This is a genomic window from Streptomyces sp. NPDC015131, assembly GCF_043079975.1.
GTDB lineage: Bacteria > Actinomycetota > Actinomycetes > Streptomycetales > Streptomycetaceae > Streptomyces.
The window spans coordinates 1-25,801 of sequence record NZ_JBIBVB010000009.1 but is presented as its reverse complement, the minus strand read 5'-3'; the positions used below and the strand labels follow the sequence as shown (position 1 = coordinate 25,801).

The 25,801-nt window shown below is 69.9% G+C and carries 22 protein-coding genes; 13 read left to right on the top strand and 9 right to left on the bottom strand.

What is annotated here, in order from left to right:
• Positions 1–2: 2 nt before the first annotated feature.
• The 4 genes from ACF08D_RS29945 to ACF08D_RS29930 all read left to right on the top strand — a co-directional run bounded on the left by ACF08D_RS29945 (position 3) and on the right by ACF08D_RS29930 (position 3,887).
• Positions 3–1,784 (top strand): hypothetical protein, encoded by a 1,782-nt coding sequence (locus ACF08D_RS29945; protein WP_392227149.1) that lies wholly within the window; start codon positions 3–5, stop codon positions 1,782–1,784.
• 36 nt (positions 1,785–1,820) lie between these two features.
• Positions 1,821–3,083, top strand: a complete 1,263-nt coding sequence (locus tag ACF08D_RS29940) for a S8 family serine peptidase (protein ID WP_392227147.1) — start codon at positions 1,821–1,823, stop codon at positions 3,081–3,083.
• A 100-nt stretch (positions 3,084–3,183) separates the two neighbouring features.
• Complete coding sequence (locus ACF08D_RS29935; RefSeq protein ID WP_392227145.1) at positions 3,184–3,546, top strand: WXG100 family type VII secretion target; 363 nt, start codon at positions 3,184–3,186, stop codon at positions 3,544–3,546.
• Positions 3,547–3,587: 41 nt separating this feature from the next.
• On the top strand, positions 3,588–3,887 hold the full coding sequence (locus ACF08D_RS29930) for a WXG100 family type VII secretion target (protein WP_392227143.1): 300 nt from the start codon (positions 3,588–3,590) through the stop codon (positions 3,885–3,887).
• Between the two features lie 88 nt (positions 3,888–3,975).
• Here the strand turns inward: ACF08D_RS29930 and ACF08D_RS29925 are convergent, their stop codons facing one another.
• The 7 genes from ACF08D_RS29925 to eccCa form a co-directional block, all read right to left on the bottom strand.
• Entirely contained in the window at positions 3,976–4,098 is a 123-nt protein-coding gene (locus ACF08D_RS29925) for a hypothetical protein (RefSeq protein WP_392227141.1), read from the bottom strand.
• Between the two features lie 47 nt (positions 4,099–4,145).
• On the bottom strand, positions 4,146–4,772 hold the full coding sequence (locus ACF08D_RS29920) for a hypothetical protein (RefSeq protein WP_392227139.1): 627 nt from the start codon (positions 4,770–4,772) through the stop codon (positions 4,146–4,148).
• Between the two features lie 29 nt (positions 4,773–4,801).
• Positions 4,802–5,455, bottom strand: a complete 654-nt coding sequence (locus ACF08D_RS29915) for a hypothetical protein (RefSeq protein WP_392227137.1) — start codon at positions 5,453–5,455, stop codon at positions 4,802–4,804.
• A gap of 161 nt (positions 5,456–5,616) precedes the next feature.
• A complete protein-coding gene (locus tag ACF08D_RS29910; RefSeq protein ID WP_392227135.1) occupies positions 5,617–6,165 on the bottom strand; it encodes a hypothetical protein in 549 nt (182 codons plus the stop codon).
• Positions 6,166–6,216: 51 nt separating this feature from the next.
• Positions 6,217–8,517, bottom strand: a complete 2,301-nt coding sequence (locus ACF08D_RS29905) for a hypothetical protein (RefSeq protein ID WP_392227133.1) — start codon at positions 8,515–8,517, stop codon at positions 6,217–6,219.
• Positions 8,518–8,527: 10 nt separating this feature from the next.
• A complete protein-coding gene (locus tag ACF08D_RS29900; protein ID WP_392227131.1) occupies positions 8,528–9,028 on the bottom strand; it encodes a hypothetical protein in 501 nt (166 codons plus the stop codon).
• A 146-nt stretch (positions 9,029–9,174) separates the two neighbouring features.
• Positions 9,175–13,137, bottom strand: a complete 3,963-nt coding sequence (gene eccCa, locus ACF08D_RS29895; protein ID WP_392227129.1) for a type VII secretion protein EccCa — start codon at positions 13,135–13,137, stop codon at positions 9,175–9,177.
• 444 nt (positions 13,138–13,581) lie between these two features.
• Here eccCa and eccD point away from each other — a divergent pair, with 444 nt between their 5' ends.
• The 6 genes from eccD (at position 13,582) to ACF08D_RS29865 (ending at position 20,842) form a co-directional block, all read left to right on the top strand.
• Entirely contained in the window at positions 13,582–15,072 is a 1,491-nt protein-coding gene (eccD, locus tag ACF08D_RS29890; RefSeq protein ID WP_392227127.1) for a type VII secretion integral membrane protein EccD, read from the top strand.
• 233 nt (positions 15,073–15,305) lie between these two features.
• On the top strand, positions 15,306–15,596 hold the full coding sequence (gene rpsO, locus ACF08D_RS29885) for a 30S ribosomal protein S15 (RefSeq protein ID WP_003958228.1): 291 nt from the start codon (positions 15,306–15,308) through the stop codon (positions 15,594–15,596).
• Positions 15,597–15,947: 351 nt separating this feature from the next.
• Positions 15,948–18,170: a polyribonucleotide nucleotidyltransferase gene (locus ACF08D_RS29880; protein WP_392227430.1), complete on the top strand. Its 2,223-nt coding sequence runs from the start codon at positions 15,948–15,950 to the stop codon at positions 18,168–18,170.
• Positions 18,167–19,546, top strand: a complete 1,380-nt coding sequence (locus tag ACF08D_RS29875; RefSeq protein WP_392227124.1) for a M16 family metallopeptidase — start codon at positions 18,167–18,169, stop codon at positions 19,544–19,546. Before ACF08D_RS29880 ends, ACF08D_RS29875 begins: the two co-directional genes overlap by 4 nt.
• Positions 19,547–19,605: 59 nt before the next feature.
• Positions 19,606–20,361, top strand: a complete 756-nt coding sequence (gene dapB, locus ACF08D_RS29870) for a 4-hydroxy-tetrahydrodipicolinate reductase (protein ID WP_392227122.1) — start codon at positions 19,606–19,608, stop codon at positions 20,359–20,361.
• A 7-nt stretch (positions 20,362–20,368) separates the two neighbouring features.
• Positions 20,369–20,842, top strand: coding sequence for a hypothetical protein (locus tag ACF08D_RS29865; RefSeq protein ID WP_392227120.1), 474 nt, complete (start codon positions 20,369–20,371; stop codon positions 20,840–20,842).
• Here ACF08D_RS29865 and ACF08D_RS29860 read toward each other — a convergent pair.
• Both ACF08D_RS29860 and ACF08D_RS29855 read right to left on the bottom strand, forming a co-directional pair.
• A complete protein-coding gene (locus ACF08D_RS29860) occupies positions 20,832–21,380 on the bottom strand; it encodes a hypothetical protein (protein ID WP_392227118.1) in 549 nt (182 codons plus the stop codon). The two genes, ACF08D_RS29865 and ACF08D_RS29860, sit on opposite strands and share 11 nt — an antisense overlap.
• A gap of 108 nt (positions 21,381–21,488) precedes the next feature.
• Positions 21,489–21,731, bottom strand: coding sequence for a hypothetical protein (locus ACF08D_RS29855; protein ID WP_392227117.1), 243 nt, complete (start codon positions 21,729–21,731; stop codon positions 21,489–21,491).
• Positions 21,732–21,898: 167 nt separating this feature from the next.
• Between ACF08D_RS29855 and thyX the strand changes: the two genes are divergently transcribed.
• The 3 genes from thyX to ACF08D_RS29840 all read left to right on the top strand — a co-directional run bounded on the left by thyX (position 21,899) and on the right by ACF08D_RS29840 (position 25,536).
• Positions 21,899–22,639: an FAD-dependent thymidylate synthase gene (gene thyX, locus ACF08D_RS29850; protein ID WP_392227115.1), complete on the top strand. Its 741-nt coding sequence runs from the start codon at positions 21,899–21,901 to the stop codon at positions 22,637–22,639.
• A 199-nt stretch (positions 22,640–22,838) separates the two neighbouring features.
• Entirely contained in the window at positions 22,839–23,738 is a 900-nt protein-coding gene (dapA, locus tag ACF08D_RS29845) for a 4-hydroxy-tetrahydrodipicolinate synthase (RefSeq protein WP_392227113.1), read from the top strand.
• A gap of 112 nt (positions 23,739–23,850) precedes the next feature.
• Positions 23,851–25,536, top strand: a complete 1,686-nt coding sequence (locus ACF08D_RS29840) for a ribonuclease J (protein WP_392227111.1) — start codon at positions 23,851–23,853, stop codon at positions 25,534–25,536.
• The last annotated feature ends 265 nt before the right edge of the window (positions 25,537–25,801 follow it).

Genomic DNA, 25,801 nt, shown 5'->3' with positions numbered 1-25,801 from the left:
AGATGAGTGAAGACAAGCAGCCGACGCAGCCCGACGAACCCACGCCTGATCAGCAGGCGAAGCAGGTCGAGGAGAAGCAGCGGACCGTCCAGCAGGAGATCCACGGCCGGTTCGTCGCCACCGACATGGCGGTGCGGGTCACCGACCTCCTGGACGGGTTCTTCAACGGCGGGCGGGCGGGCAACAGCCTGTTCGGAAAGACGAACTTCGAGGACCAGAAGCTCAACGACATGCTCAACCTCCTCGACAGCGCCAACCCCGCTGACCTGGAGCACGCGTCGGCGAGCCTCAAGAGGGCCACCAAGGCTCTCAACGACGCGGCGAAGGACCTCGCGGACGCCGTCGCGGCACCCGACTGGAAGGGTGAGGGAGCGGAGGCCTTCCGCTCCTATGGCGCTCAGCTCGTCAGCTACGCCTACAAGCTGGGAAACTTCGCCAACGCAGTCGGTGCGCAGATGGAGGTGGCCAGCACGGGCCTTGCCTCGGTACGCAACTCGAAGCCGCCGCGCGACGGGCGTCTCGTCCAGAAGACACCGGACGAGTTCGAGTTGCCGGAAAGAACGCAGGACAACAAGGAGTACCAGCAGGCCGTCCAGGTGGAGAAGGACCGCCAGGAGGCCATCAACCAGATGAACCGCCTGGCGTCCTTCTACTCGGTCTCGGAAAGCACCCTGGCGTCCCAGGAGCCCCCGCCTCTCCCGAAGCCACTGAACGCGGCAGTGCCGCCCCCCGCAGGTGCGCGAGGGGGTTCTCCCGTTGCCTCGGCACCCTCTGACTCGGGCGAAAACCTGTCCGGAGCGGCGGTTGCCGAATCGGGCGGGAGCCGCGGCGCGGTGGGCGGCGAGGGCAGCTCACCCCGCTCGCAGGTCATTGACAAGCCGGTGGAGCCTATCGGCGCGAGCACATCGGTGCAGGTCGACAGTGTGCTGACGCCGACGGCGCCTTCTCAGGCGACCGGCACCACGCCGCCCGCACCGCAGAGCACTACTTCTGGCCCGGTCACGGGTCAGGTTCCTCCGGTGCCGACCAACTTCGGCACGACCCGCCTGACTCCTCCGACGCGTGCGCAAGGCACTCAAGGTGTTGCCCGGGCCGGTGGCGGCCCGGGCACCTCGCCAGCAGTCGGCCGTTCCGGTGGGACCGGCACTTCACATCCTTCGCAGGCGGGGCGTTCCGCCCAGGCCTCGGGGGTCGGTCGGCCGGTGTCCACAGGTAGTCCCTCGTCAGCGACCGGACGCTCCGGCCCCGTTGCCGGGCGCCCCGGGATCATGGGCGGCGGGACCGGCACGGGCAGGGCAGGTGCGGCGAGTGGCAACGGGCCGGTCACCGGCCGTGCCGGCATGCCGGGGCAGACCGCCCCGGTCAGCCGTCAGACACCTTCGAGTACCACCCGTGCGGGTCACTCGAACGGGATCGTGGGAGGCACCCCACAGCGCGCCACCAACGGCACCACCGGATCGCGCATCCCGAGGGCGACGGTCATCGGTGCCGAGGGAGCGACGACGGGCCGCGCTCCGGCGGCGAGGCCGAGTCAGGCCGGCGTCATCAGAGCCAACCAGGGTGGCAATACCTCCCGACCCACGGGACGAGGCACTCCGAGCACCAACGGTGTGGTGGGAACTCCCCGCAGCGCGGGAGCGGCTTCCGCAGGAGGCCGTCCGCCGCAGAGTCGTCCCCGGAACGAAACGACGGAGCAGACCAGCACGCGCCCTGACTACCTGACCGAAGACGAAGAGACGTGGGCGAGCAGGCGACGTGGTGCTGTGCCCCCGGTGATCGACTAGTACGCGGGAAGATTCGGAATCAGGATGACGCCAGTGATGAGCCGGACCACCGATCGCATGGCCAAGCGCCGGATGCGGCGAAGAGCGTTGCCCGCCCTGGCCGCGGCTGGTGCATGGGCAATGATCACGTGCGGGCCCGCCGTCGCTGCACCGGCTGCCGATGTGCAGGCGAAGCAGTGGTACTTGAAGGCCATGCACGCCGAGACCATTTGGAAGACGACCACCGGTGAAGGTGTCAAGGTGGCCGTCATCGACAGCGGCGTCAATCCGTCCACCCCTTCTCTGCAGGGCCAGGTCCTGAAGGGGAAGGACCTCACGGGCATCCAGGGCGACGAGACCGACGACTACACCGGACACGGAACGTCGATGGCCGAACTCATCGCCGGCACGGGGAAGGGCGGCGGGCTGAAGGGCCTGGCGCCAGGAGCCAAGATCATTCCGTATCGCGTGTCGGACACCGAACTGCAGAACAACAACAAGGTGAACGCCTTCGACGTCCAGCAGGCGATTCGCGCTGCCGCGGACAGCGACGCGCGGATCATCAGCATGTCGTGGGGCAGTGAGTACTACATTTCGGACATCCGGGATGCTGTCGAGTATGCCCAGGCCAAGGGAAAGCTCTTCTTCGCCGCAGCTGGGAACACGGGCGACAAGGCCAACAAGGAGGAGTACCCGGCCGCCTATCCCGAAGCTGTTGCAGTGGCTGCGTCCGGGCCGGACGGAAGGGTGCTCAAGTACTCGCAGCACGGCGAGTTCGTTGACATCGCTGCTCCGTCCGGTGTGCTGCCGCGGTGGTGCGACGAGAATTTCGCGAGCTACTGCGACGGCCATGGCGGCACCAGCTCCGCCACCGCCATCGCCTCCGCCTCCGCCGCCCTCATCTGGTCCAAGCACCCCGACTGGACCGGTAATCAGGTGCTGCGCGTCATGTTTGAGTCAGCCGGGCGGGGCGAGGGCTGGAAGCCGGGCACCGTCAGCAACTACCTCGGCCACGGCATCGTCCGCCCCGGCGCACACATCAACCGGGGCCTTGGCAAGCCGGGAGACCCAAACGTCACGCCCCTCACCAACGAGAGAGTCGGCGGCGCCACCGCCTCACCGGCCCCCTCCGCACCGGACGCGTCAAAGACACCGGGCGGCAGGCCCGGCTCGGACGCGGTCGCGGCAGGCTCCGGGAAGCAAGCAGCTCAGCCGTCCGAGGACGGCGGCACATGGGGCCTCGTCCTCGGCGGGGCCGCCGCCGCGGTCGTCGTCGCGGGAGCCGTCTTCCTCGTGGCCCGTCGGCGGCGCAACGCCTGACCTCACGCGCGGTACGGCAAGGCTTCCGCGCACCACACCCGTGCCCGGCTGAACCGGCAGGGCGCAGCGCAAGGAAAACCCAGGAAAGGGAGAGCGACACATGTCAGTCCAGAAGGTCGGCGATCACGATCTCAAGCTGCTCCAGGACGAGCTCACCGAGCGGTTCGAGGGCGTCAAGGGCCAGCTGAAGACCCTGCAGGGCGTCATCGACAGCCTCGAAGGCCGGTGGAAGGGCATCGGTGCCGGTGCCTTCGACGTCAAGCAGACCGAGATCAACCAGGGCATGGTGCGCATCGCGAAGATGCTGCTGAACTTCCAGGAAGCGATCGAGGTCACCCGCACGACCGCCGGTAACACCGACGCCGACGTGAAGCAGGCCCTTCAGGGCGTCGACGTGGCCGCCGGCTTCAGCGGAGACGCCGGCGCGGAGAAGCGCGCGACGTCCAGCATCGCCGGCTACTGAGCCGCACAACCGACAACGCACCAACCGACACAGGAGGACCCGTGGCTCAGAACAACGACGGCGTGATGGTCGTCACCTATGCGTCCCTCGACGAGGCGGCCAGGACCATCGAGAAGCAGGCGACCGCACTGGACCAGGCGCTCGACGTCATCCAGCAGAAGATCCGGGGTGTCTCCGAGACCTTCCAGGGTGAGGCCAAGACCGCGGCCGACACCGCGCACCGCAACTGGGACAAGGAGACCAGGGCCATCCACCAGGCCCTGATGGGCATCGCGGCGCGTGTCCGCGAGGCGGGGCCGGCCTACGAGGCGGGCGACAAGAGGGCCGCCAGCTTCTTCTAGAGCAGGCCGGACGCACGCACAAGGGTGGGCACGCGCGGGAGGTGCCCACCCTTTTCGTCGGCCGACGGTGTCGTGCGGCTCGGTCGGCTCAGCCGCCGAGCATGTCGTCGCACGCACCGGACGCGGCGACGGCCTTGGCGTACGCCTCGATGAGATGACCGCTCACGATGTCGCCCGGACCGACCGCGAGCGCCAGACCGACACCCGCCATGAGCGGACGTGTCAGCCGCCCCGCCCGTCTCCTCACCGGTCGGCGGCTCACTGCCCGGCCCCCGTGCACTGCGGCGAGCCGGCTACCGCTGTGGCGTAGGTCTGCAGCAATCGCTTGGCTCCCGCCTCGTCATGTGTGCCGGCCTCGTAGATCAGAATTCTCACGTAGAGCTGAGCCCCCGGGTGCTCCTTGGCCGCCACCGGACAGGAGACCAGACTCGCGCCGCCCTGCTCCGAGTACGCATACGTACCGTCCGCGCTGATGTGCTGGTCGAGCTTGAGGTACGGATTGCTGCCGGCCACCTCCCGTACGGATGCGTCCCACTGCCACTCCGAGATCGCCGCGAGAACGCTCTGCTTGTCGACCGTCACGGTGCAGTTGGTGCTGCCGACGGCCCTGGACCTCGAAGTCGCCTCCAGCGTGCTGCCGCTCCCGGGCAGCACGGGCTCCAGGGCCGAGGGCGCGACCGGAATGCCGCACAGGTCCGGCGGCACCTGGAACGCACGCTTCTCGGAACCGCCGGCGCATCCCGGCACGGCGAGCGCGAGAAAGGCGATGACGACGGCAGAGAGAAGGCCGCGGAGGACTGCCCGGCCATGTGGTGATGGACGCTCATCGGCCGGTGGGCAGCTCTCGGCCCCCTTCAGCCGCTGGCGTCGTAGATCATCGCGCACACTCGTACTCCTCATAATTGACAGGCGTCTTACGCGGCGCCCCCGGGCCGGCAATCCTTCGAGCGCTCGACCGCCTTCGTGTACGCCGGCATCAGGCGTTTCATCGCCGGTTCGTCGTCCCGGTCGGGGGCGAACACCTGAAGCACCGTGAACAGAGCCTGCTCCGGGTGGGTCGCGTCGGCGCAGCCCGCCGTTCTGCCCACTGCTCCGGTGCCCGAGAAGAGGTACTTCCCGCCGTCCACGGCCTCACCGGGCTCCACCTTGGCGTGCACCGCGGCCACGTCGCTGACGCTGTCCCCCTCCCGCCACCAGATCCGCGTCGCCGTGAGGGCCACCTGCCCGTCCACAAGGACGCTGCATCGCTGTGTCCCGCCGGACGGCGACTCCTCCCGCGTGGACACCTTCTCTCCCGGGGGCAGGAAAGGCGTCAGCAGACTGGGTTCCACGGCGACCCCGCACAGGGCGTCGGGGATCGCGTACTTCCGCTCTTCGGTCGTCCCGCCGGAGCAGGACGAGAGGACGCTCACGGCGGCGACCACCGCCGCCAGCAATGCGGCCTTCCTCATTTTCACGGCGTTGTGACCCTCGTGTCCCTCTCGACTGAATACCTCTCCCGGGGAGGGTGCGGAATTGCTCACGTATCGCCTTCCGGTGTCGGTGCCCGTGCCGGTGTCGTACGGCATCAGATGTCCGTCTTGAGGTCCGCCGCCATGGAGTTCACGTTCGGTTCCGACGCCGGCGCCCGCAGCGGTTCTCCGCAGACAGTTGCTTGAGCTCGGGTACCTTCCAGCTTTGCCCGGCATCAGGCGCGCTGCTGCTCGCACGGGCCCGCCTCCGCGCCAGGTCAGCCACCCAGCATCTCCCGACACGCACCGGACGCGGCGACGGCCTTGGCGTAGGCCTCGATGAGATTTTTCATGTCGGCTTCTGTCGCGTCGTCATGGGTGACCCGCACCGTCGCCCACACTGACCGCTTCGAGTCCGGGGGCGCCGGGCACTCGACACGACCCACCGCCCCAGTGGGGGAGTAGATGTAGCGACGGTCCTTGCTGAGGGTGTCGCTCGGCTCGACCGAGAGCGTCACCCGCGCGACGTCTTGCGCCTTGGCATCCTTTTCCCACGGCTCGATGCTGGCCGAAAAGACGGACTTTCCATCGACGTGGATGCGGCAGCGCTTGTTTTCCCCGATCGCACTCGGATGCAGCGTGGCTTCCTTGCCCGCTGGGAGAACCGGCTCCAGCGCCTTCGCGGGAACGCGCACGCCACACAGATCGCCGGGTACGGCGTACTCCCGCTCGGGTGACGAGCACGAAGTCGTAAGCGCAAGCATGATCGACAAGCCGATGGCGGGCAGTACTGCCCGCGGCAACCCGCTCCGGGGGTTCGGGATCATTTGCAGTCCTTCCGCATGTAGGGATTCCACTGGTCCTGGCAGCTGTGGGCGTCAGATGTCTGTCTGGAGCTCCGGCGCCACACGGTCCGCGAAGTCGCCGGCATGCTGGTAGCCGTCCCGGGCTCCAGTGCGTGCCCACTCCGCGATGTCGCCCTCATCGGGAAGGTTGTGCACCTTCGCTGCTTCCGCAGCAGCGCTTTGGGTGTACTTGACGTTGCTGTCCAGCCCGCTCTCCCAGTCTTCTCCCATTTGCGCGCCGGCGGCATCCTTGGCCTTTGCTTCGGCGTTCTGAAAGATCTCTTCGAGGATCAGGCTGCTCACGGTGGTGGCAGCGCCTCCTACCGCCGCCCCGACCACGGGGCTGGCGATGAACGACACGCCGACGCCGATCCCGGTGCCGATTCCGCCGGAAACGCCGTTCTTCCACTGAGCCATGGACTGCTCGTACTTCTTGTCCGCTTCGGCTGCGGGGCCGGCCACCGCCTCCTGACGGCCGACGTTAAGAGTTCCGGAGACCTCGCCAGAAGCGTGAGCGATCTCGCTGACGAGCAACTGCTTGTTGTCGCTGTAACGCTGATCGGCCGGCAGATCCGGGTTGAGGTGGTAGTCCATCAGGTTGGCCATATATGCCTTCTGCGACACCTCGACCGCGGCGTATCCCTCAGGATCCTGACCGACCGTGAGCAGGAAACGCGTAACGTCCCGGTGGTCCATGACCGCTTCTGCCCCGGCAACGGGGAACAACTTCTCAACGCGCGCCCGGGCCTCCTTCTCGACCCGTCCGGCGTCCGCACTCGAGTCGGTGTCCGTGGTGGCCCGGTTGATGTCCGGCAGGTACTCGGATGCGATCTGTCCGATGCTGTCGGACATGTAGCCGTGATCCGTAAGACGCTTGTTGTCCTCGGAAATCGAGCTGACAAGACGTTCCATCAGCTTCGCCTGTGCCTCACTGTGCGGCGGAGTGTCCGCCGTGGGCATCTCACCGGCCGGGTGGCCGGTCGTCGCCGCTTCGAGGGCGAGTGCCAGGTTGTTCCGGCCGCTGATGCTGTCCTCGCCCTTGTCGTCACGCTCCTGTGGCCAGTCCCGCTCCTCGAAGAGATAGTCGAAGTTCGACAGGGTGTCCTTGACCTCCTTGCCTTCCTTGTCCTTCGTCATGAACTCGTGGTCCTCGTCCTTGCTGACGAAAGTGCCATTGAAGAAGTCGGTGGCCGCGTCCGGGCTGTTCGACAGGGCCTTGAGGAAGCCGGTCATCGGATCCGACCCGGTGTCGGTGCCGGTCCTGTTGAGGTAGGGACTCGGAATCATGTGCTGCCAGGCCATCGGCACATGGCGGCCGTTGTCGGACAGCTTCTTCTCGGTCTCGATGAGCCTGCTGCCGTAGTCCGTAAGGAACCGGTCGTCGTAGTTGCCCCAGCGCATCAGGTTGCTCATCACCTGGAAGCCCATGGACGTGCTGTTCCGGGAGACCGGCTGGTCGCCGAGGCTGACCATGTCGGCCTTCCACTTCGACATCTCCGGGGTGTCCGCCTGCGTGGCCGTGGCGAGCGTCAGGCTCAGGTGCTTCTGGAGGTCGTCAAACTGGTCGACACGCTCGTGACCGATCCGGTAGGCGAGCCGGGGCTCATTGACCCCGGCCCAGAACTCCAGGGTGCCCTTCGCGCCGAGTGTGGACGCGAAGTGCTCGGCGAAGATCTCGTCGCCCGCGTACCTGCCCAGCCCCGCCTTCAGGGCGTCGAAGTCCTCCGGAGTGAGGTCCTCGGGCTTCTTCCTGGCGAGGGCGGCGAGCCGCTCCGCCTCCTTCACCGCACCGGCGGCGGTGTCGCGGTCCTTGTAGGACGCGTCCGAGAAGCCGTGGTCGACGAGGTCGACCAGCGCCTTGAGGGCGGTCGACGCGGTGGTGTCGATCTCCGTGGCCTTGTTCAGGATGCCCTGGAGCTCGTCCCGGAGGGCGTCCACGTCCGCCTGCCCGCCCGGCGCCTTCTTGTCCGGATTCTCCCGTACGGTGAAGCCGCCGCCGTTCACGGTGACCGTGAGGTTCTTCCCGCGTCCGCGCTCGATGGCGTCCTTCAGCAGGCGCTGCTGCGCCTTCAGCTCGTCACGGGTGTCCCGCATGATGTTGCGGATGGACGTGGCCTGGACGACGGCGTCGCCGAACTCCCCGGCGGTCTTGCCGACGAACTCCCGTGACACGGTCGCGTTGTAGCCGGCCCAGTTGGACTTGTTGGCCTGCTTGTGGAGGCCGTCCTCGGCGGCCTTCTTCAGGTTCGTGAGCCGGGTCAGCATGCTGGTCCAGTCGCTCACCGTGTCGTCGAGCAGGCCGAAGGAGGCCGAGTGAAGGGCTTCGAAATCCATCAGATGCTCCTCAGCCCTCGTCCTTCTTCTTTTCCTTCTGACCGTAGACGGGGTTCTTCTCGCCCCGCTTGGCCCAGTCGTCGTCGAAGCCCGCGTCCAGCGTGTAGATGCTGCTCACATGCCGCTCGATGTGGATCTCGTCGCCCGCGTGGGCGTTCTTGGTGAAGTCCAGGTGGTTGGAGATCAGCGCGCACGCGTCCATCACCGACCCCAGCTGCTTGTCCCACCGTGTCGAGACGTGCTGCAGCGCCTGGCCGAGCGCGAAGCCCTGCGAGGTCAGGTCGGTGCCCGTGGCATCGGTGCTGGTGACCCGGGCCTCCTTCCACAGCCGGTTGTAGAGCCCGAAGGCGTGGTCCCCGATCTTCGCCAGGTCCTGCTGGTCCACGTGCAGATCGCCCTGAGGGCCGCCCGCGTTCGGTCTGTCCTCCGGCGGCAGCCCGTTCAGCCTCATGCCCGTCGACTGCTTCTCAGCGGCCGAGGACTTCAGCTGCTCCCACTCGTCCCACGCCATGTGCTCGCCCTTCCCTCGTCACCTTCCGGCACCGTGTACGGCGACCGGCCTGCGCCCTGGCACTGCTCCGGCGCGCCGTCACCTCACCTCGTACGCCCCGGCACGCGAACTCCGCGCCGCCCACCACGGCGGGCGGCGCGGCACGCTCACTCCGGCTCGCCCAGCCACCCGGTCTGCACCAGCGGGTTGCCCCGCTGACGCGAGACGAAGATGCCCCGGCCCGCCGGCATCGGACGCATCCTGACGCCGCCCAGGATGTCGCCCTCCTGGGGATCACCCGACAGCAGCACGCCCTGCGCGCCCAGCTCCATCAGCCGCTGCATGAACGACTCGTACGCCGCGCGGCTCGCCCCCGCCGCGCTGCGGGCGACGATGAAACGCACCCCCACGTCACGGGCGAACGGCAGGTGTTCCGTCAGCTTGGCCAGCGGGTTGCCGCTCGACGTGGACACCAGGTCGTAGTCGTCGACCACCACGTACACCGTGGGACCGCGCCACCAGCTGCGGTCCCGCAGCTGCTGGGCCGTGACGTCCGGCGAGGGCGTACGCCGCTGCATCAGGTCGGCGAGCGCGTCCACGTGGTGGTCCATGGCGTTGGACATCGGCACGTACTCCGCCAGGTGCGACGGCGGCGTGACGTCCAGCAGCCCGCGCCGGTTGTCGATCACGAAGAACTTCGCCGAGTCGCCGTCGTACCGCTCGCACAACTGCTTGATCAGCAGCCGCAGCACATTGGTCTTCCCCGACTCGCTCTCCCCGAAGACCAGGAAGAACGGGTCGCGGTCGAAGTTGACGAAGACCGGCTCCAGGTTGTTCTCGTCGATGGCGAAGGCGACACCGCGCTTCGGCTCGGCGTGCCCCGCCGGCAGGCTCCTGGCGTCGAGTTCGCGCGGCAGCAGCCGTACGGCGGGGGCTCCCGGCGCCGTCCAGTGGCGGCCGACCTCCTGGGCCATCGCGGCGGTGGCCTCCGACAGGTCACTGTCCGAGTTGATGCCGTCGATGCGCGGGACCGCCGCCATGAAGTGGAGCTTCTCCGGGATGAGACCGCGGCCCGGCACGCCCGTCGGCACGTTCGCGGCCATCTTGCGCTCCAGCTCGGAGTCCATGGTGTCGCCCAGCCGCAGCTCCAGCCGGTTCATCAGGTGGTCCTTGAGATTCGCGCGGACCTCCATGGACCGGGACGCGGTGACGACCACATGGATGCCGTAACCCAGCCCGCGCGCCGCGATGTCGACCACCGCGTGCTCCAGAGCCTCGTACTCCGTACGGAAGTTGCCCCACCCGTCGATCAGCAGGAACACGTCCCCCCACGGCTGGTCCGCCACCGAGATCTCGCCCCGGGCGCGCAGCTTGCGGTACGTACCGATCGAGTCGATGCCCGCGCTGCGGAAGTACTCCTCGCGCCGCGCCAGGATGCCGTACACCTCGGCGACCGTGCGCCGCACCTTCTCCGGGTCGAGGCGGGAGGCGACCCCGCCGACGTGCGGGAGCCCCGCCACCGACGACATGCCGCCGCCACCGAAGTCCAGCCCGTAGAACTGCACCTCCTGCGGCGTGTGCGTCAGCGCGAACGCCGCCACCAGCGTGCGCAGCAGCGTCGACTTGCCCGACTGCGGACCGCCCACGATCTGCATATGGCCGGCCGCGCCGGAGAAGTCCCGGTACAGGACGTCCCGGCGCTGCTCGAACGGCTTGTCCACCACGCCCAGCGGTACGACCAGCCGGCCGGCGCCCTCGTAGCCGGGCTGCGTCAGGCCGCGGCCCTCCACCCCGGTGAGGCCCGGCAGCAGCTCGTCCAGCGGCGGCGGGTTGTCCAGCGGCGGCAGCCACACCTGGTGGGCCTCCGCGCCGCGCCCCTCCAGCCGCCGCACGATCACGTCGAGCACCGAGTCCGCCAGCGCGTCGTCCTCCGCCGCCCGCGGCTCGGGCACCCGCGCCCGCGCGGCCGGCTCGGCGTACCGCACCGGGACCGGCGCCGCCGTGAACGGCACCGGCCTGCGGTCCACCGGCAGCGGGCCGCCCGGAACGGCGGCGTTCCGGTTCGCCCGGTAGACGCCCGAGACGTACGCGGCCTTGAACCGGACCATCTCGTCCGTACCGAACTTCAGATAGCCGGAGCCGGGCACGTTCGGCAGCTGGTACGCGTCGGGCACACCGATCGCCGCCCGCGACTCGGCGGCCGAGAAGGTCCGCAGACCGATCCGGTACGACAGGTACGTCTCCAGGCCCCGCAGCCGGCCCTCCTCCAGCCGCTGCGACGCCAGCAGCAGGTGCACGCCCAGCGACCGGCCGATGCGCCCGATCTGCACGAACATCTCGATGAAGTCCGGCATGGCGGTGAGGAGTTCGCTGAACTCGTCGATGACCAGCACCAGCGAGGGGATGGGCTGCAGCGGGGCGCCGGCGGCGCGGGCCTTCTCGTAGTCGTGGATGTTGGCGTAGTTGCCCGCGTCGCGCAGCATCTCCTGGCGGCGGTTCAGCTCACCGCGGATCGAGTCGCCCATCCGGTCGACCAGCGTCAGGTCGTCCGCCAGGTTGGTGATCACCGCGGCGACGTGCGGCATCTGCGACATGCCGGCGAAGGTGGCACCGCCCTTGAAGTCCGCGAGGACGAAGTTGAGGGTCTCGGACGAGTGGGTGACGGCGAGGCCGAGCACCAGGGTGCGGAGCAGCTCCGACTTGCCGGAACCGGTCGCGCCCACGCACAGCCCGTGCGGGCCCATGCCCTCCTGCGCCGCTTCCTTGAGGTCCAGCATCACCGGGGAGCCGTCCTCGCCGACGCCGATGGGCACCCGCAGGCGCTCCGACTGGGAGCGGGGCCGCCAGGTGCGGCCGACGTCGACCGAGGCCGCGTCGCCGAGGTTGAGCAGGTCGGTGAAGTCCAGGTTCGCCAGCAGCGGTTCGTCGTCGTCCGCGCCCGAGCCGATGCGCAGCGGGGCGAGCTGGCGGGCCAGCGCCTCCGCCGCCTCCGGGCTCAGCCGGTCCGGTACGCCGTCGTAGACCAGGCCGTGGCCCGACTCCAGGCGCAGCGTGTCCGGTGTGACGGTCATGGACAGGCCGCCGCGCGGGCCGTGCACCTCACCGGGTACGACCTCGATGACGGTCACGCCCTGGACGCCTTCGGGCGAGGCGAGCGGTGACGCCGGGGGCACCGACTGGCCTTCGAGTACGACCACGATGTGCGGCTGGTCCAGCAGCGGCTGCCCGCCGAAGCGGGGCCGGCCCTCCAGGCGCGCCGCCAGCATGTCGTGCAGGTCCCGGGCGTCGGTGGTGATGAGCCGCCGGCTGCCCGCGCCGTCCCCGGGGCCGGGGGCCTGGACGTGCGGGAGCCACTTGGCCCACTCCCACCGGTCGGCGGTGCCGCTGCCGGTGGCGATGGCGACGACCAGGTCCTCGGGGGAGTGCAGCGCGGCGAGCGAGCCGACCATGGCACGGGCCGCCGAGCGGGCGGACTCCTCCTCGCCGCTGACCGTCACGTGGTAGAAGGCGCGCAGCGACACGGCCATCGGCAGCCCGTCGAGGGTGCCGTGGGCGGACAGGAACTGCTGCATCGCGCCCGCGGTGAGCGGCTCCAGCTCGTCGACGGGGGCGGTCTCGGGCGCGACGAGGGGCGTGGCGAGCTGCTGGCTGCCCAGGCCGATGCGTACCTGCCCGAAGTCCTCGTCGCCGAGGCGCCGTTCCCACACCCGGCTGCCCTCGGCGACCAGTGCCCAGAGCTGCTCGGGCGACGGGTGCAGGTAGTACTGCGCGTCGCGCTGGAGCCGTGCCGTCCGCAGCACCGAGCGCCGGGTCTGCGTCAGGTACTTGAGGTAGTCGCGCCGCAGATCGGCCAGTTGGCCCTGGGTGCCGCGCCGGTAGCGCACCATCATCGCGATCGCCATGGCGACGGTGGACGCGATCATCACCATGCCCATGATGCGCATCACGGGGTTCGGCGTCATGAAGAAGAACACGACCGAACCGCCCATGCCGAGCGTCGGCAGCAGCTGCATCAGGACGCCCTCCTGCTGTCCCCGCGGCAACTCCGGCGGCGGTTGCAGCTGCACCGGATCGCCCGGCACTTCGGAGGGAAGGGCCCGTGGTGGGCGCTTGACGACGATCTGACTCACAGCTCACCAATTCCCTTGCCGGACGGATATGTTCCTATCGGCGCCCCCGTGGCGACGGGCTCCATCCGCGGAGGGGATCCTACTGGCGGTGGGGGTGACGGGTGGGCGGTAGGGTGGCGCGACGAGTTGGCGCGTGCGTGAACCAACGCAAATCGCGGGGCCGCGCCGCCCCTCGACCGCGGGGCGATCGGCCCGGCGGCCCGGGGGACCGGAGAGGCCCCGGCACCACCGGCCGGCGACCCGTCACCACGCCGCCGCCGACCGCGCCGGACGCGGCCGCAACACGCGCCCGGCGCAACCGCGCACGGCGCGCAGCCGAGCACGACGCGCAGCCGAGCACGACGGGCCGCCGAGCACGACGGGCGGCCGCGCACCACGGGCGGCCGCGCGTCCGGCACGCGCGGGGCGCTCCACCACCACCACGAGGGGAAGCAGCAGGTGAGTATGACGGCCCCAGCCGCGGCCACCGGAACCGGAACCGGTCACGCGACTCCCGCGCCTCCGTCCGGCGGCGGAACCGGCTTCTGCCGGGTCACCGTCGTCGCACCGGACGGCCGCATCGACGTCGCACTGCCCGAGGACATCCCCGTCGCCGACCTCCACCCGGAGATCCTGCGGCTGTCCGGCCAGAGCCCCGCCCCCGGCGCCCCGGTCGGCTACCACCTGGTACGCCGCGACGGCACCGTCCTCGACAGCGCGCGCTCGCTCGCCGCCCAGCGCATCCTCGACGGCGAGCTGCTGTCCCTGCGGCCGTTCGCCGAGTCGCTGCCCCCCGCCGTCTTCGACGACGTCTCCGACGCCGTCGCCTCGGCCGTCGCCCGCGACCGCACCCTCTGGTCCGACGACCTGATGCGCGGCGCCGGCCTCCTCGGCGGCTCGGTCCTGCTGGTGCTGCTCGCCTTCGTCCTGTGGTCCTCCGGCCCCCGGCACGACATGCACGGCCTGCCGGGCATCCTCGCCGCGGTCGGCGCCGTGCTGCTGCTCGCCCTGGCGGCGGTACGCGCGCGTGTCTACGACGACCGGGGCTCCGCCGTGGCGCTCGGCGTCGGGGCGATGGCCAACGCCGCCGTCGCCGGCGCCGGACTGCTGGCGCCGGCCGCCGGCCAGGGCAACGGCAAGCTCCAGTTCCTGCTCGCCTGCGCCGCCGTCCTGGTCGTCGCCGTCGTCCTGATGTTCGTCTCACCCGGCGGGGACGGCCCCTTCGTCGCGTTCGTCCTCGCGTCCGGTACCGGGGTGCTCGTCACCTTCGTCGCGATCCTCACCACCATGACCCCCTCCGAGACGGCCGCCGTGTGCGCACCGCTCGGCGTGGGCGCCCTGGCCTTCCTGCCGGGCCTCTCCACCCGGTTCGCCCGCCTGCCCATCGGCTTCGAACCGCCCCGTACGGCCGTCGGCGGCTACGGAACGGAGCCGGAGCCCCAGGGCCCGGTCGACGCCACCCGGATCGCCGCCCAGGTGCGGCGCGGGCACGAGCTGCTGGTCGGGCTGGTCGGCGGCTGCGCGCTGCTGACCGTGGGCGCCGCGGCGGTCCTCGGCTTCTCCGGGAACGTGTGGGCGCAGCTGCTGGCCCTGGCCACCGGCGTGGCCATGCTGATGCGCGCCCACCTCTTCCGCTACACGGCCCAGGTCGGCTGCGCCCTCGCCGCCGGTCTCGGCGCCCTGGTGCTGCTGGGCCTCGGCCTGTGCCTGAACCCGCCGGAGGACCTGTGGCGCGACTCCACCGCCCTGGACATCCGTACGGTGTGGCTCGCCGCCGCGGTCGCCGGCGTCGCCGCCCTGATCACCGCCATCGGCCTGATCGTGCCGCGCAAGGGCGTCACCCCGTTCTGGGGGCGCTTCCTGGAGATCGCGGAGACCTTCGTCCTGCTGACCCTGCTGCCCTTGTGCCTCGCCGTCTTCGACGTCTACCACGCGATCCGCGCGACGACGTCCTGACGCCGCGGCGCCCCGGCACGGAGCGGACCGGCGCACCGGTCCGCTCCGCGGCACCCGCCACGGACCCGACCGCTCCGCCGTGCTGGTACTCTGTGTGACGGCCGTTTGTGTACGCGCTCCCGGAGCATCTGGAAGCAGCGCTCATCGGACCTTCGCCTCCGAGTCACGGAAGCTCCCCTGAGACACCGACCAGGGGCACTCGCGGGCGCATCGAACACCAAGAGGAGTACCGAGTGTCTCTCGACGCCGCTACGAAGAAGCAGATCATGGCCGAGTTCGGCACCAAGGAGGGCGACACCGGCTCCCCCGAGGTCCAGGTCGCGATGCTCTCCCGCCGCATCTCGGACCTGACCGAGCACCTCAAGACCCACAAGCACGACCACCACTCCCGCCGGGGTCTGCTGATCCTGGTCGGCCAGCGTCGCCGCCTCCTGCAGTACCTGGCCAAGAAGGACATCCAGCGCTTCCGCGCGCTGGTCGACCGCCTCGGCATCCGCCGCGGTGCGGCCGGCGGCGCCAAGTAAGACGCCGTGAAGGGAGCGGTTCCCACGATCAGGGGGCCGCTCCCTTTGCTGTACGTGCGGACTGTCACCGCCGCTTTGTAGGCTGGTCCCAGAACGCCGTGTAAAAACTTCAGACAGCACGACCGACGTTTCACCGGATCAGATCCGGAACAGACCGGAATCAGATCCGGAACGGATCCGGAAACGGATCAGGAGAGGCGCCCTCGCCGCCGGTCCTCGGTAGTGGCCCCCGGGAGACACCCCGGGTGCTTCGATCGAAGACCGGCCCGCACACAAGGCGCGCTTCTCCGCCCCGTCCCTCCGCCACACGGGCGAGGGGACCAAAGACGACAAGCAATGGAGAAACCGCTAGTGGAGAACGAGACCCACTACGCCGAGGCCGTCATCGACAACGGCGCGTTCGGCACCCGCACCATCCGCTTCGAGACGGGCCGCCTGGCCAAGCAGGCCGCCGGCTCCGCCGTGGCGTACCTGGACGACGACACCATGGTGCTGTCGGCGACCACCGCCTCCAAGAAGCCCAAGGACCAGCTCGACTTCTTCCCCCTCACGGTGGACGTCGAGGAGCGGATGTACGCGGCCGGCAAGATCCCCGGCTCCTTCTTCCGCCGGGAGGGCCGCCCCTCCGAGGACGCCATCCTCACCTGCCGCCTGATCGACCGGCCGCTGCGCCCCTCCTTCAGGAAGGGCCTGCGCAACGAGATCCAGATCGTCGAGACGATCATGGCGCTCAACCCCGACCACCTGTACGACGTGGTCGCGATCAACGCCGCCTCCTGCTCCACGCAGCTGGCCGGCCTGCCCTTCTCCGGCCCGATCGGCGGCACCCGTGTCGCGCTGATCCGTGGCCAGTGGGTCGCCTTCCCGACGCACACCGAGCTCGAGGACGCCGTCTTCGACATGGTCGTCGCGGGCCGCGTCCTGGAGGACGGCGACGTCGCGATCATGATGGTCGAGGCCGAGGCCACCGAGCAGACCATCCAGCTGGTCAAGGGCGGCGCCGAGGCCCCCACCGAGGAGGTCGTCGCCGCCGGTCTCGAGGCCGCGAAGCCCTTCATCAAGGTCCTCTGCAAGGCCCAGTCCGACCTGGCCGCCAAGGCCGCCAAGCCGGTCGGCGAGTTCCCGGTCTTCCTCGACTACCAGGACGACGTCCTGGAGGCGCTGACCGCCGCCGTCAAGAACGAGCTCGCGCAGGCGCTCACCATCGCCGGCAAGCAGGAGCGCGAGACCGAGCTGGACCGCGTCAAGGAGATCGCCGCCGAGAAGCTGCTCCCGCAGTTCGAGGGCCGCGAGAAGGAGGTCTCCGCGGCGTACCGCGCGCTGACCAAGAAGCTGGTCCGCGAGCGCGTCATCAAGGACAAGGTCCGCATCGACGGCCGTGGCCTGACCGACATCCGTACGCTGGCGGCCGAGGTCGAGGCCATCCCGCGCGTGCACGGCTCGGCGCTCTTCGAGCGTGGCGAGACCCAGATCCTGGGCGTCACCACCCTCAACATGCTCCGCATGGAGCAGCAGCTGGACACCCTCTCCCCGGTGACCCGCAAGCGCTACATGCACAACTACAACTTCCCGCCGTACTCCGTCGGTGAGACCGGCCGCGTGGGCTCGCCCAAGCGCCGCGAGATCGGCCACGGCGCGCTCGCCGAGCGCGCCATCGTGCCGGTGCTGCCGACGCGCGAGGAGTTCCCCTACGCGATCCGCCAGGTGTCCGAGGCCCTCGGCTCCAACGGCTCGACGTCCATGGGCTCGGTCTGCGCCTCCACCATGTCCCTGCTGAACGCCGGTGTGCCCCTCAAGGCCCCCGTCGCCGGCATCGCCATGGGCCTGATCTCCGAGGAGGTCGACGGCAAGACGCACTACGTCGCGCTGACCGACATCCTCGGCGCGGAGGACGCCTTCGGCGACATGGACTTCAAGGTCGCCGGTACGAAGGAGTTCGTCACCGCCCTCCAGCTCGACACCAAGCTGGACGGCATCCCGGCCTCCGTCCTGGCCGCGGCCCTCAAGCAGGCCCGCGACGCCCGCCTCCACATCCTCGACGTGATGATGGAAGCGATCGACACGCCGGACGAGATGTCCCCGAACGCCCCGCGGATCATCACCGTCAAGATCCCCGTGGACAAGATCGGTGAGGTCATCGGCCCCAAGGGCAAGATGATCAACCAGATCCAGGAGGACACCGGCGCCGAGATCACGATCGAGGACGACGGCACCATCTACATCGGTGCCCAGGTCGGCTCGCAGGCCGAGGCCGCCCGCGCCACGATCAACGGCATCGCCAACCCGACCATGCCGGAGGTCGGCGAGCGCTACCTGGGTACGGTCGTCAAGACCACCACCTTCGGTGCGTTCGTCTCCCTGATGCCCGGCAAGGACGGCCTGCTGCACATCTCGCAGATCCGCAAGCTCGCCGGTGGCAAGCGCGTGGAGAACGTCGAGGACGTGCTCGCGGTGGGCGCCAAGGTCCAGGTCGAGATCGCCGAGATCGACCAGCGCGGCAAGCTCTCCCTCATCCCCGTGATGGCGGACGAGGACGCCGCCGAGGGCGAGAAGAAGGACGACGCCGACCAGTGACGTCCCGTAGTCCGAGGCCGACGGCCCGCACCTCCTCGGAGGCGCGGGCCGTCGCCCGTACCCAAACGCTTCTCGAGGGCAAGGACGGCATCGGCACGGTCCGCCGCACCACCCTCCCCGGCGGCCTGCGCATCGTCACCGAGACCCTGCCCTCCGTGCGCTCCGCCACCTTCGGCATCTGGGCGCACGTCGGCTCCCGCGACGAGACGCCCTCCCTCGGCGGCGCCACGCACTACCTGGAGCACCTCCTCTTCAAGGGCACCCGCCGGCGCAGCGCGCTCGCCATCTCCTCCGCCCTCGACGCGGTCGGCGGCGAGATGAACGCCTTCACCGCGAAGGAGTACACCTGCTACTACGCGCGGGTGCTCGACACCGACCTGCCGCTCGCCATCGACGTCGTCTGCGACATGCTCACCGGCTCGCTGATCCTCCAGGAGGACGTCGACGCCGAGCGCGGCGTCATCCTCGAAGAGATCGCGATGACCGAGGACGACCCGGGTGACGTCGTCCACGACCTGTTCGCGAAGACGATGTTCGGCGACAGCCCGCTGGGCCGCCCGGTGCTCGGCACCGTCGAGACCGTCGAGGGCCTCACCGCGGACCGCATCCGCCGCTTCTACAAGAAGCACTACGACCCCACGCACCTGGTCGTCGCCGCCGCCGGCAACATCGACCACGCCACGGTCGTACGCCAGGTGCGCCGCGCCTTCGAGAAGGCCGGCGCCCTCTCCGGCGCGGCCGCCGCCCCGGTCGCCCCCCGCGACGGCCGCCGCACCATCCGCACCGCGGGCCGCGTCGAGGTGCTCAGCCGCCGCACCGAGCAGGCCCACGTCGTCCTCGGCGTCCCCGGCCTCGCCCGCACCGACGACCGCCGCTGGGCCCTGGGCGTGCTCAACACGGCCCTCGGCGGCGGCATGTCCTCGCGCCTCTTCCAGGAGGTCCGCGAGAAGCGCGGCCTGGCGTACAGCGTCTACTCGTACACCTCGGGCTTCGCCGACTGCGGCCTGTTCGGCGTGTACGCGGGTTGCCGGCCCAGCCAGGTCCACGACGTGCTGCGGATCTGCCGCGACGAGCTGGACCGCGTCGCGCACGAGGGCCTCACCGACGACGAGGTCGAGCGGGCGATCGGCCAGCTCAAGGGCTCCACCGTCCTCGGCCTGGAGGACACCGGCGCCCTGATGAACCGCATCGGCAAGAGCGAGCTGTGCTGGGGCGACCAGATGTCGGTCGACGACATGCTCGCCCGGATGGCGGCCGTCACCCCCGACGACGTCCGGGACGTGGCCGCCGAGCTCCTCGGCCGCCGCCCCTCGCTGTCGGTGATCGGCCCGCTGAAGGACAAGCAGGCGGACCGCCTCCACACCGCGGTCGCGTAAGGGCCCGGCACCCCGTCCCCCGTCAGGCACCACCGTACGGAACCGAAGGAAGTACGAGCATGAGCAGCAAGCTGCGGGTCGCGGTCATCGGCGCCAAGGGGCGTATCGGCTCCGAGGCCGTACGCGCCGTCGAGGCCGCCGACGACATGGAACTGGTCGCCACCCTCGGCCGGGGCGACAAGCTGGAGACGCTCGCGGAGAACGGCGCCCAGGTCGCGGTGGAGCTCACCACCCCGGCCTCCGTCATGGGCAACCTCGACTTCTGCGTACGCCACGGCATCCACGCCGTCGTCGGCACCACCGGCTGGACCGACGAGCGGCTCGCGCAGCTCGGCGGCTGGCTGGAGGCGTCCCCGGAGACCGGTGTGCTGATCGCGCCGAACTTCTCCATCGGCGCCGTCCTGACCATGAAGTTCGCGCAGATCGCCGCGCCGTACTTCGAGTCCGTCGAGGTCGTCGAGCTGCACCACCCCAACAAGGTGGACGCCCCCTCCGGCACCGCGACCCGCACCGCCCAGCTCATCGCCGCCGCCCGCGCCGAGGCGGGCAGCGCCCCGCAGCCGGACGCCACCACCACGGCGCTGGACGGGGCGCGCGGCGCGTCCGTGGACGGCGTACCGGTCCACGCCGTACGCCTGCGGGGGCTGCTGGCCCACCAGGAGGTGCTGCTCGGCGGCGAGGGCGAGACCCTCACCGTCCGGCACGACTCGCTGCACCACAGCAGCTTCATGCCGGGCATCCTGCTTGGCGCCCGCCGCGTGGTGACGACCCCCGGTCTGACCTTCGGGCTGGAAAACTTCCTGGACCTGGGCTGATCACACCATGCGCGCGAAGATCACGTACGCCGTCACGGCAGCCGTCCTGGTCGTCTACTTCGTCCTGGTCGGCAGCCGTGGCGTGATGCTGATCCAGCAGGGCACCGTGCTCACCGTCGCCTTCGGCTGCGCGGTGCTCGTCCTGCCGGCCATCGGCGTCTGGTTCCTGTGGCAGAACACCCGTTTCGTCACCCGGGCCAACCGGCTGGCCGCCGAGCTGGAGGCGGAGGGCGGCCTGCCGGTGGACGAGCTGAAGCGGACCCCCGGCGGCCGGATCGACCGCGACTCGGCCGACGCCGTCTTCGCCAGGCGGCGCGAGGAGACGGAGGACGCCCCGGACGACTGGCGCTGCTGGTTCCGGCTCGCGGTGGCGTACCACGACGCCCGCGACACCCCGCGCGCCCGCAAGGCCATGCAGCGCGCGATCGCCCTCCACGCGGCGGGGGAGCGGGACCGGGACGGGCAGCCGGTCAGGAACTGACCGCGTACTCCTCGCTCCACGCCTCTACCGTGTCCGCCGCCCGGTCGAAGGCCTCCACGCGCGCGAGGAAGTCCGCGCTGTGATCGGTGAGCAGCGCGAGCCGCTCACCGCCGGCGCGCTCGACGACCAGGGCCTGCCCCTGGACCGTGCGCGGCAGCCCCAGCAGGCGCACCGGCTGCTGCACGGTGCGGACCCCGCCGGTCCGCTCCCAGGGGAGCGTCACCGTACGGAGGAAGGCGACGTGCCGCACGCCGTGCCGGCTCACCCAGGTCCCCATCCGGAGCATCCGCAGCGCGGCGCCGATCACCAGCGCCGCCAGCCCGAAGCAGACGGCGGCGGCCGGCAGGGCCCCGGCGAAGGCGACGATCATCGTGGCCAGCAGCATGAACGAGGCCAGCAGCAGGGCCAGCGCCGCCGCCCCGACCCGCCAGGGGCCCGGGCGGTAGGGGCGGCGCCACTGGTCGTGGTCGTCGAACGGCAGCGCGACGTCCTCGTCGGTGTCGAAACCACGGTCGGCCGTCAGGAAGGGCAGGGGCACGGCTGGTCCTCACTCATACGCACGCTCGATGGGGCTGGTGCCGGGTGAGGCTACCCAGCAGTGCCGTGACCGGCCACATCAGGGGGCCGTACGGGGGGCGGGGCCGCGTCAGCGCCCGTGGGACGCCTCGGACTGCTGCTGGTGACCGGTGGTGCCCGGGCCCGCCTCCATCGCCGGAAGCCCGAAGAGCAGCGACCCGACCAGACCGGCCACGACGGTCAGCCCGATCAGCGTACGACCGGTGACCTCGGAAATGCTGGGACGCTGCCGAGCCGGGGGAGTGACGTTACTGCGGAAGCGGTCGGCCTCGGCGACGAACGCGAACGGGACTGCCTCACGCCGGCGGAACATGTGAGAACCCTCCTAGGTACTCGGTGCGGGACGCTGCTACAGGGACAGACGTGTGAAGCGGCGGTTTGGTGCCCCTCTCGGTGCCCGAATCCCAGGGATTCATGTGCTGTCGGTGCCGGGCCGTAAAGTGGGCGCCGCCCGAGCGACGCAATGGGAAGGACCCGCCGGTGAGCGACACCCCCGCAGAAGACCTGAAGCCCAGTTTCCGCAGCGATGTGACCGTCGAGCTGGTCAAGCACAGCGCGGCCGACACCGACGTGCTGTGGGCGGCCCGGGTCTCCACCGCCGGCGAGCAGTCCCTGGAGGAGCTCCAGAAGGACCCCGAGCGCTCCAAGGGGCTCATCAACTACCTGATGCGGGACCGGCACGGCAGCCCCTTCGAGCACAACTCGATGACGTTCTTCATCAGCGCCCCGATCTTCGTCTTCCGCGAGTTCATGCGGCACCGCGTGGGCTGGTCGTACAACGAGGAGTCCGGCCGGTACCGGGAGCTTCAGCCGGTCTTCTACGTCCCCGACGCCTCCCGCAAGCTCGTCCAGGAGGGCCGCCCCGGCAAGTACGTCTTCGTGGAGGGCACCGAGGAGCAGCAGGCCCTGGTCGGACGGACGATGGAGAGCGCGTACGTCCAGGCGTACGAGGCGTACCAGGAGATGCTCGCCGCCGGTGTGGCCCGCGAGGTCGCCCGCTCGGTCCTCCCGGTCGGCCTGTTCTCCTCGATGTACGCCACGTGCAACGCGCGCTCGCTGATGCACTTCCTCGGCCTGCGCACCCAGCACGAGCTGGCGAAGGTGCCGTCCTTCCCCCAGCGGGAGATCGAGATGGTCGGCGAGAAGATGGAGCAGGAGTGGGCCCGGCTGATGCCTCTGACGTACGCGGCGTTCAACGCCAACGGCCGCGTCGCTCCGTAGTCGTCGCAGGTCAGCGCACGGCACAGATGTACGGATCAGCCGCCCGAAGTGTCCGTATTGCGGCGTTTCGAGAAGTTCATCTAGGCTGATCAAACGGACCCGGCACTGCTTGAACCCCCGAGCAGGCAGTGCCGGGCTCCACCTTCCTCACGTCCCCCGAGGGGACCCAGCGGGCAGAGCAGCGAGTAGCGTGTTACCCATGGCTCCGATCTCCACTCCGCAGACCCCCTTCGGGCGGGTCCTCACCGCGATGGTCACGCCCTTCACGGCGGACGGCGCGCTCGACCTCGACGGCGCCCAGCGGCTCGCCGCCCACCTGGTCGACGCAGGCAACGACGGCCTGGTACTCAACGGCACCACCGGCGAGTCCCCGACCACCAGCGACGCGGAGAAAGAGCAGCTCGTACGGGCGGTCCTGGAGGCGGTCGGCGACCGCGCCCACATCGTCGCCGGCATCGGCACCAACGACACCCACCACTCGGTGGAACTCGCCCGCGCCGCCGAGCGCGCCGGCGCACACGGCCTGCTCGCCGTCACGCCGTACTACAACAAGCCCCCGCAAGAGGGCCTGTTCCGCCACTTCACCGCCATCGCGGACGCCACGGGCCTGCCCGTGATGCTCTACGACATCCCCGGCCGCAGCGGCGTCCCGATCGACACCGAGACGATCGTCCGCCTCGCCGCCCACCCGAGGATCGTCGCCAACAAGGACGCCAAGGGCGACCTCGGCCGCGCCAGCTGGGCCATCGCCCGCAGCGGCCTCGCCTGGTACTCCGGCGACGACATGCTCAACCTCCCGCTGCTCTCCGTCGGCGGCTGCGGCTTCGTCTCCGTGGTCAGCCACATCGTCACCCCGGAGCTCCGCGCCCTCCTCGACGCCCACCTCACCGGTGACGTCCAGAAGGCCACCGAGATCCACCAGCAGCTGCTCCCGGTCTTCACCGGCATGTTCCGCACCCAGGGCGTCATCACCACCAAGGCCGCCCTCGCCCTCCAGGGCCACGCCGCCGGGCCGCTGCGCCTGCCGCTGGTGGAGCTCACCCCGGAGGAAACCGCGCAGCTCAAGATCGACCTCGCCGCCGGCGGGGTACAGCTGTAACCACAGACTTCACAACTGAATACGAACGCAACATCAGACAACAGCAAGTGCACGAATGACATACACGCCACGTGCCTCACTGGTACGTGGCGTGTGTGGTGAGGAGAGTCTTTTGAGTCATCCGCATCCTGAACTCGGCGCGCCCCCGAAGCTGCCCAAGGGCGGCCTGCGCGTCACCCCGCTCGGCGGTCTCGGCGAGATCGGCCGCAACATGACCGTCTTCGAGTTCGACGGCCGCCTGCTCATCGTCGACTGCGGCGTCCTCTTCCCCGAGGAGGAGCAGCCCGGCATCGACCTGATCCTGCCGGACTTCACCAGCCTCAAGGACCGCCTCGACGACATCGAGGGCATCGTGCTCACGCACGGCCACGAGGACCACATCGGCGGCGTCCCCTTCCTGCTCCGGATGAAGCCCGATATCCCGCTCATCGGCTCGAAGCTGACCCTCGCGCTCATCGAGGCCAAGCTCCAGGAGCACCGGATCCGTCCGTACACCCTGGAGGTCGTGGAGGGCGACCGCGAGCAGCTCGGCCCCTTCGACTGCGAGTTCATCGCGGTCAACCACTCCATCCCGGACGCCCTGGCCGTCGCCATCCGCACCGCCGCGGGCATGGTCGTGCACACGGGCGACTTCAAGATGGACCAGCTCCCGCTGGACAACCGCCTCACCGACCTGCACGCCTTCGCGCGGCTGAGCGAGGAGGGCATCGACCTCCTCCTCTCGGACTCCACGAACGCCGAGGTCCCGGGCTTCGTCCCGCCCGAGCGCGACATCTCCAACGTGATGCGCTCGGTCTTCGCCGGAGCCCAGAAGCGGATCATCGTGGCGAGCTTCGCCAGCCATGTGCACCGCATCCAGCAGATCCTCGACGCCGCCCACGAGTACGGCAGGCGCGTCGCCTTCGTCGGCCGCTCGATGGTCCGCAACATGGGCATCGCCCGCGACCTCGGCTACCTGCGCGTCCCGCCGGGCCTCGTCGTCGACGTCAAGACCCTCGACGACCTGCCGGACCACGAGGTCGTGCTCGTCTGTACGGGCTCGCAGGGCGAGCCGATGGCGGCCCTGTCCCGCATGGCCAACCGGGACCACCAGATCCGGATCGTCCAGGGCGACACCGTGATCCTGGCGTCCTCGCTCATCCCGGGCAACGAGAACGCGGTCTACCGCGTGATCAACGGCCTGAGCCGCTGGGGCGCCAACGTCGTCCACAAGGGCAACGCCAAGGTCCACGTCTCGGGCCACGCCTCGGCCGGCGAGCTGCTGTACTTCTACAACATCTGCAAGCCGAAGAACCTGATGCCGGTCCACGGCGAATGGCGCCACCTCCGCGCCAACGCCGAGCTGGGCGCCCTGACCGGCGTCCCCAAGGACCGCATCGTCATCGCCGAGGACGGCGTCGTCGTCGACCTCGTCGACGGCAAGGCGCGGATCACCGGCAAGGTCCAGGCGGGGTACGTGTACGTCGACGGCCTCTCCGTCGGAGACGTCACCGAGGTCCACCTCAAGGACCGGCGCATCCTCGGGGACGAGGGCATCATCTCGGTCTTCGTGGTCGTGGACTCCACCACCGGCAAGATCGTGGGCGGCCCGCACATCCAGGCGCGCGGTTCCGGCATCGAGGACGGCGCGTTCGACGCGGTCGTCCCGAAGGTCCAGGACGCCATCGCCAAGTCGGCCGCGGACGGGGTCGCGGAGCCGCACCAGCTCCAGCAGCTGATCCGCCGGACCATCGGCAAGTGGGTCTCGGACACCTACCGCCGGCGCCCGATGATCCTCCCTGTGGTCGTGGAGGTCTGACGACCTGTCGGCTCGTCCACCGGAGCGGGGCCCCTCGATTTGCATCGGGGCGCCCCGCTCCAGTACGTTTACGGCTCCGCCAGACCGGGCACCCGACACCTTCGTGTGTCTCTCAGGGTGACCGGGAAGAGCCGGAAATTCCGACTGAGAAACTCTGATAAAGTCGGAGCAGCCGAAAGGCAAAGGCCCTCCAACGGCCACCGGAAACAGAATCCGAACCGGAAACGGAACGGAAAAAGGATCTGGTAAGGTTGGAAACACCGAA